The organism is Bacillus mycoides, assembly GCF_001757995.1.
GTDB lineage: Bacteria > Bacillota > Bacilli > Bacillales > Bacillaceae_G > Bacillus_A > Bacillus_A mycoides_B.
This window is the reverse complement of record NZ_LXLV01000007.1, coordinates 1-7,007: the sequence shown is the minus strand read 5'-3', so window position 1 is coordinate 7,007 and position 7,007 is coordinate 1. Positions and strand designations below refer to the sequence as shown.

The 7,007-nt window shown below is 34.0% G+C and carries 7 protein-coding genes and 1 rRNA gene; 7 read left to right on the top strand and 1 reads right to left on the bottom strand.

Annotated features, from left to right (window positions below):
• Window positions 1-596: 596 nt before the first annotated feature.
• The 7 genes from BWGOE10_RS01460 (at window position 597) to BWGOE10_RS01430 (ending at window position 6,747) form a co-directional block, all read left to right on the top strand.
• Window positions 597-1,310: a response regulator transcription factor gene (locus tag BWGOE10_RS01460; protein WP_070140633.1), complete on the top strand. Its 714-nt coding sequence runs from the start codon at window positions 597-599 to the stop codon at window positions 1,308-1,310.
• Window positions 1,300-2,313: a sensor histidine kinase gene (locus BWGOE10_RS01455; protein WP_070140632.1), complete on the top strand. Its 1,014-nt coding sequence runs from the start codon at window positions 1,300-1,302 to the stop codon at window positions 2,311-2,313. Before BWGOE10_RS01460 ends, BWGOE10_RS01455 begins: the two co-directional genes overlap by 11 nt.
• A gap of 68 nt (window positions 2,314-2,381) precedes the next feature.
• On the top strand, window positions 2,382-3,311 hold the full coding sequence (locus BWGOE10_RS01450) for an ABC transporter ATP-binding protein (protein ID WP_070140631.1): 930 nt from the start codon (window positions 2,382-2,384) through the stop codon (window positions 3,309-3,311).
• Window positions 3,304-4,041 (top strand): ABC transporter permease, encoded by a 738-nt coding sequence (locus BWGOE10_RS01445; RefSeq protein WP_070140630.1) that lies wholly within the window; start codon window positions 3,304-3,306, stop codon window positions 4,039-4,041. Before BWGOE10_RS01450 ends, BWGOE10_RS01445 begins: the two co-directional genes overlap by 8 nt.
• 17 nt (window positions 4,042-4,058) lie before the next feature.
• Window positions 4,059-4,856: an undecaprenyl-diphosphate phosphatase UppP gene (uppP, locus tag BWGOE10_RS01440; protein ID WP_070140629.1), complete on the top strand. Its 798-nt coding sequence runs from the start codon at window positions 4,059-4,061 to the stop codon at window positions 4,854-4,856.
• Window positions 4,857-5,646: 790 nt separating this feature from the next.
• Window positions 5,647-5,874 carry a M20/M25/M40 family metallo-hydrolase gene (locus BWGOE10_RS33885; protein ID WP_410254626.1) on the top strand — a complete coding sequence of 76 codons (228 nt, stop codon included), beginning with the start codon at window positions 5,647-5,649 and terminating at the stop codon, window positions 5,872-5,874.
• Between the two features lie 414 nt (window positions 5,875-6,288).
• Window positions 6,289-6,747, top strand: coding sequence for an ASCH domain-containing protein (locus tag BWGOE10_RS01430; RefSeq protein WP_070140628.1), 459 nt, complete (start codon window positions 6,289-6,291; stop codon window positions 6,745-6,747).
• 135 nt (window positions 6,748-6,882) lie between these two features.
• On the opposite strand, the gene rrf is transcribed toward BWGOE10_RS01430, so the two are convergent.
• Window positions 6,883-6,998 (bottom strand): 5S ribosomal RNA (rrf, locus tag BWGOE10_RS01425).
• Window positions 6,999-7,007: the final 9 nt, after the last annotated feature.

The window sequence follows — 7,007 nt, the reverse complement described above, 5'->3', positions numbered from 1 at the left end:
TAGGCACGCCGCCAGCGTTCATCCTGAGCCAGGATCAAACTCTCCAATAAAGTTAGTTTGTCTAGCATCTAAAAATAAAAATTGACGTTCACGTTGTTTGTTTCGTTCAGTTTTCAAAGAACTACTTCGTCGCTCATTTGCGACTCCCTTATGTTAACATTTCCAATTTGTAATGTCAACTAAGTTTTTTTATTTCGTTTGTCGCTTTCTGCGTTGTTGCTACCGGCGACTTGTTCTATATTACACCTCTATAGGATAATCGTCAACACCTTTTTATAAAGATATTTAATTTAATACCTTCGTACTCTTTTAGCTCTAGATAAGGACCTATAAAGATTTCATTAAAATAGAAACCATCGTCTACTTTTCTTTACTAATCTATTCTTCTACATACTATTCAATTTAGACACTTCTCTATTACAATGGACTCGCTCCCCCATCTTACCGAACATTCTTTTCAGCTAAACTAGCAACCTTATTTTAACAATTAATAGTATATAATTAGAAAGTTGCTTTATTTTTTATTACCGCTCCCTACTCCCCTTTGTTTATCAAATTGTACTATTAATAACATTCTATTAGAAGCAGGTGACGATATGAAAGATATACGTATTCTTATAGCTGACGACGATAAAGAAATCCGAGATTTATTAAAAAAATATTTAGAACGAGAATTATATATGGTAGATACTGCAATTAATGGCGAAGAAGCGTTGTGCTTATTTAACCAAAATAACTACAACCTCGTTATATTAGATCTTATGATGCCGAAAGTAGATGGTATCGAAGTGTGTAGAAAACTTAGATATACAACCAACATTCCTATATTAATGCTAACTGCTAAAGATCACGAAGTTGATAAAATTTTGGGCTTAAGCATAGGTGCTGATGATTATATTACGAAACCTTTCAGTATTCACGAAGTGGTTGCACGAGTAAAAGCTCTTATGCGACGTTTTTTAGTTCTTGGAAGTAACACTAATGTACAAGAGAAAACAACTTTAACTTTTAAAGGACTAACTATCGATTTAAATAAATACATAGTTCATACGAACGAAAAGGAAATCAACTTAACTGGAAAAGAACTTGCACTATTAAAATTCTTTACTTCAAAACCAGGGCAAGTATTTACAAAAACACAGCTCTTCCGAAATGTGTGGGACGATAATTATATAGAAGATGACAATACCGTTATGGTACATATTAGAAAACTTAGAAAGAAAATAGAAATCGATCCTTCCAACCCAAAATTCATTCAAACTGTATGGGGAATTGGTTATAAGTTTGTAGGTGAAAAAGTTGAAGAATGATAAGATCCTCTTCCTTATTTCATTACAACTTATCATTTGTGGGCTTTTAAATATACACATGGGCCCAAAAATAAAAATACCTTTATTTATTACTCTTATCTTAATTACAATATATCTTTTCTTTTCAAGAATACAATTTATTCAAAGTTGCAAATCAATGGCCACTAAATTAAGTCGTGCACGTAAAGGAAATTTACAAACGAGGTTATTCACAAACAATGACCGCTCATTACATAACATTGTGTTTTCAATAAACGAATTAATAGCTGAATTAGAACAGGGTCAGATCGAAGCGAGGAAATCCCAAGAAGCTAGAAAACAACTTTTATCCAATATCTCACATGATATCCGAACACCACTCACTTCTATTATTGGATATATTGATGCTTTAAAAGATGATGTCGCTGCTTCTGAAGTAGAAAAGCAAGAATATCTTGAAATACTTTATAAGAAATCGAATGACTTAAAACATCTAGTCGATGAAATCTTTAATATGGCCAAGCTAGATGCTGATGAATTTCCATTAAAAGAAGAAGAACTCGATTTTTCTGAAGTTACTAGAGAAGTATTAATCGAATTTTTACCCGAGCTATCAAAACATAACATTGAACTACATGTTCTCATACCAGAATCTACTTCTCCTATTATTGCAGATCACCTTAGCCTTATACGAATTATAGGTAATCTAATAAAAAACGCTATCCATCACGGAAAAGCTGGGAAAATAGTAGGAGTCGAACTACTAGAAACCAATACAGAATATGAGCTTCTTATTTGGGACAAGGGACCCGGTATTCCAAAACATGATTTACAAAACGTATTTAAGCGGATGTACCGCAGTGAACAATCAAGAAATCCTTCTTACGGTGGTAGTGGCCTCGGACTTTCTATTTCTAAAGCCCTCGTTGAAAAAAATGGTGGGCGTATATGGGTTGACAGTATTCCTCGGGAACGAACTACTTTTGGTTTTTCCGTCCCAAAACACACTATTTTTAAGAAATAGTTAAGAAATGATTAATATGCAGTTAAACCTTCCTTTTTATTATGTAATTAAGAACTTATAGAAAGTAGGTGCCCCTTATAAATACAATTATAAAAACGACAAATCTCACTAAAGTTTATGGGACCCAAAAGTCAGTAGATAATCTAAATATAAATGTACAGCAAGGAGAGATTTATGGATTCATAGGGCGTAACGGTGCTGGTAAAACAACTACAATCCGTATGCTGCTTAGTCTTATAAAACCTACAAGTGGAAATATAGAAATATTCGGTGAGGATTTACTTCGGAATCCAAAAGACATTTTAAGAAGAATTGGTTCTATCGTTGAAGTCCCAGGATTTTATGAAAACTTAACTGCAAGAGAGAACTTATTAATTAATGCAAAGATAATTGGAGTTCACAAAAGGAATGCAATTGAAGAAGCATTAGAAATTGTAGGCTTGCAGCACGAAACAAAAAAACTAGTTGGAAAATACTCTTTAGGAATGAAGCAACGCTTAGGAATTGCACGTGCTCTTCTCCATTATCCTGAACTACTCATACTAGATGAACCAACTAACGGACTAGATCCAATCGGTATTAAAGAAATGCGAAAACTCATTAAATCTTTAGCTCAAGACAGAAATATAACGATACTCATTTCTAGTCATATATTAGCTGAGGTGGAACAACTAGTTGATCGTATGGGAATTATTCATGAAGGAAGGTTATTAGAAGAAGTTTCTCTTGATACACTGCGTAAAGCCAATCGTAAGTACATAGAATTCCAAGTAAATAATGATAATAAAGCTGCGATGCTATTAGAAAATCATTTTCAAATTTTTGATTATGAGGTACATGATGAAGGAAATATTCGCGTTTATTCTCACTTCGGACAGCAAGGACACATTAATAGAACGTTTGTTCGTAACGATATTGAAGTATTAAAAATTGTGATGAGCGAAGATAGACTAGAAGATTATTTCACCAAACTAGTTGGGGGTGGCACAATTGGTTAATCTGCTTTATACAGAACTATTAAAATTGAAAAGATCCAATATGTTTTTGATTAGTATTATCGGAGCAGGTGTCGCGCCATTTTTAGTGGTTGTAGCTTCTTATATACACATGAAGACAAAGCAGCCTACTCCAACTATTTTATTTGATCAACTGTTCACTGAAGTTAACCTATACACTACTTTAATTATAGGATTCCCCTTATATGGAGTTGTAATCGCTTATCTATTTACCCGCGAATACACGGAAGATACATTAAAAAATTTGCTAACTATCCCAGTATCACGTATTAGCTTTATTATAAGTAAGTTTATCCTTCTATTCCTTTGGATCATGATGCTAACTTTAGTCGCTTGGGCGCTAACTTTATTATTAGGGTTAATAGGTAGCTTCCCTGGATTTAGCACTGCCTTACTTTTATGCTCTCTTGTGAAATTTCTAATATGTGGTGGACTTCTCTTTCTTTTATCTTCACCCATTGTACTACTAACTCTTGTCATGAAAACCTATGTACCACCTATTATATTAACAATCATTATTACAATGACTAACCTTATGATCGTAAATTCAAAACATAAAGACCTATTCCCATGGACCGCTACCCTAGATATAGCAAATAACGAATTACAACCGACTTATCCACCAGAGTATTCTTATATCATCATTGCATCAACAGCTATTTTCGGATTTATTCCAACACTATTCTATTTTAAAAGAGTAGATATTCATTAATTTATAGGAGTGAAACTATGAGCGATACTATTATTGCCTTCATACTCGGTATTGTAGAAGGATTAGCTGAATTTTTACCTATCTCTTCTACTGGCCATCTTATATTAGTCGGACATTTATTAGGTTTTGAAGGAGAAAGAGCAAAAACGTTTGAAATTGTCATACAGTTAGGAGCGATTTTAGCTATTGCTATTTTATATCATAAACGGCTTGTTTCTTTATGTAATATTAAACCTCTTCTACGGAAAGAGAAAAAATTCAACGCATTTCATGTATTTCTTGGCGTATTTCCGGCAGTAGTTGCTGGTTTACTATTACATGATGTTATTAAAACATACTTATTTCAGCCGTATACTGTCGTAATTGGACTTGTAGCAGGAGCAATTCTTATGCTTTTTGCAGAAGCAAAAAAAGCAGAGGCAACCGCCTTTTCACTAGATGATTTAACATATCGTCAAGCATTAACAATTGGATTATTTCAATGCTTAGCAGTATATCCTGGCTTCTCTAGAGCTGGCTCTACTATTTCTGGAGGGCTATTAGCGAAAGTAAATTATAAGACTGCATCTGAGTTCTCTTTTCTCATTGCTCTTCCTGTAATGGTCGGAGCTACAGGGTTAGACTTATTAAAAAGTTGGAAGTATTTAAGTGCAGATGACATTCCTATGTTTGCTGTAGGATTCATTACCTCTTTTATAGTAGCAATGCTAGCAGTAGTAACATTTCTAAAGCTTTTAGAAAAGATAGGTTTAAAACCTTTTGCATATTATCGTATTTTGTTAGCCATCTTATTTACACTTTTCGTGTTGCTATAGCTTCATATAAGTCACATATTATTAAACCGATATTCAAGGAATATCGGTTTTTTATCTATTTCACCTCTAGTATTACTCACTTCAATATGGCATAGTGGATAATAGATCAATATCAATAACCAGAATATTCTTTACTAAAAATCAACACTTCATTAAAATATGTAACGTTAAAAGCTATATTTGAAATCCGAACCTAGTAATAGCCTTTCTTCTTTAAACACATATACTGGATTAAAAATAAACAACTCAATTGATTGAGTATGCCCATTACACCACTACAGAACAAACGTTCCAAACCACTACTTCCTTGTATTAAAGTAATCGTACTATATTTCACTTGCACTTATCTTCTCTATGAAAGACTCCCCATTATAAGATTTAAGGAAGTTTCATCCTATCTCTATATACAAACAACTGCAAGCTTTACCATTAGAAAAGGAAATCTAATTACTTACAAAGCATTTAGTTTCATTTTAATAGTATTAACGGCACCAGTGGCAAGGTCAGTATTATAGATGAACTATATAGTATTTTAAAAAGCACTCTGAACACGTATGGATTCAATATGTACCTCATGATACAATAGGTAGAAAAAATGTATTTGCATTTTTAAAAGAAAAAAACGCCTCCCCCCTCTACTATCATTTATCATTCACACCTAGATACAGTCAGCATTGAAGATTTCGGATCGTTAAAAGAACATGCTTTCTCTCCTGAAACACTAGAACAATATTTTCAAACCTACAAAAGTGATACAAATATTCAAGCCGACGCAAAATCTGGAGAGTGGTTGTTCGGCCGTGGTTCTCTTGATATGAAAAGCGGTGCTGCCATTCATCTAGCCAATATACTATACTTCTCAGAACATATGCATTTACTCAAAGGAAATCTACTACTCTTATTCAATGGCGATGAAGAAGGAGAACATCGTGGGATTATCTCTGCCTTAACCGAATTCGAAAAACTAAAGCAAGAAAAAAAATTCAGTATCGTTTGGCTATTAATAATGCTTTTATAACACCTTTATATGATGGTGATACTCAGCGCCACATTTATACAGGTACTGCTAGCAAACTTCTTCCTTTTTTCTATATTTACGGAAGAGAAGTACACGTAGGCGATACATTGTCTGGCATTAACCCTAATTTTATTGCAGCCCAAATCACAAATAGACTACATAACAACTATATCCACTACCATACAAAATAATCCACAAATTAAACATCCCGTCTATTACTATGGGCGTCTACGGGAATGATGGCCATAAATGGACAGAACGTGTTTACAAACCCTATTCAGTCAGCGTATTACCTTTATTAATCCGTAATACAACAATACAAATTTCAAATGACTACAAAACTATTACAAATAAGCAAATTGCCCAGGGCTTATAAAGAAAATGAACTTTAACTAAAGTGAGGTAAATATACAAATGAATCCATTAGCGCAAACATATTGGGATACTTATTGGGGAAACAATGAAAAACCGAAATCTGTTACAGCTTGGCAATTTGGTGATTCTCCTGATTACCTCGCTAAACTAGTCATTGATGGTGTGAAAACCGCAACATGCTCCGGCCATATTTTTTATGAATTAGAAAACGAACCGCTACCAACAACCAATGATTATAGTATTGTACTCAATAGTCAAGATGAACCTGTAGCTATCATTAAAACAATAGAAGTAACTGTAACACCAATGAATGAAGTAACTGAAGAATTCGCTATCGCTGAAGGTGAAGGCGATCGTACCTATAGTTACTGGAGAGACACCCATATTCAGTTCTTTACAGGGGAACTAAACGAGCTTGGACTTAGTTTTTCTGAAGATATGATGCTCGTTTGCGAACGTTTTGAGCTTATCGATGTAAAAAACAAAGTGAAGCGATAATGAATAACAATTTTATGTAAATAAACTTACTGTTAAACAAATAAGCTTGTTATCCATAGGTTTCTTGAACCATAGATAACAAGCTTATTTCATTAAACACAAAAAAGACGAGTCATTCTGACTCGTCTTAAGCTTGCTTGGCGACGTCCTACTCTCACAGGGACAAGGTCCCAACTACCATCGGCGCTAGAGAGCTTAACTTCCGTGTTCGGTATGGGAACGGGTGTGACCTCTCTGCCATCATCACCAAACTGATGAAG

Excerpts from the sequence above, each read along its gene's own strand:
- uppP (WP_070140629.1), top strand. The coding sequence starts at position 4,059 with ATGAGCGATACTATTATTGCCTTCATACTCGGTATTGTAGAAGGATTA.
- BWGOE10_RS01430 (WP_070140628.1), top strand. The coding sequence starts at position 6,289 with ATGAATCCATTAGCGCAAACATATTGGGATACTTATTGGGGAAACAAT.
- BWGOE10_RS01460 (WP_070140633.1), top strand. The coding sequence starts at position 597 with ATGAAAGATATACGTATTCTTATAGCTGACGACGATAAAGAAATCCGA.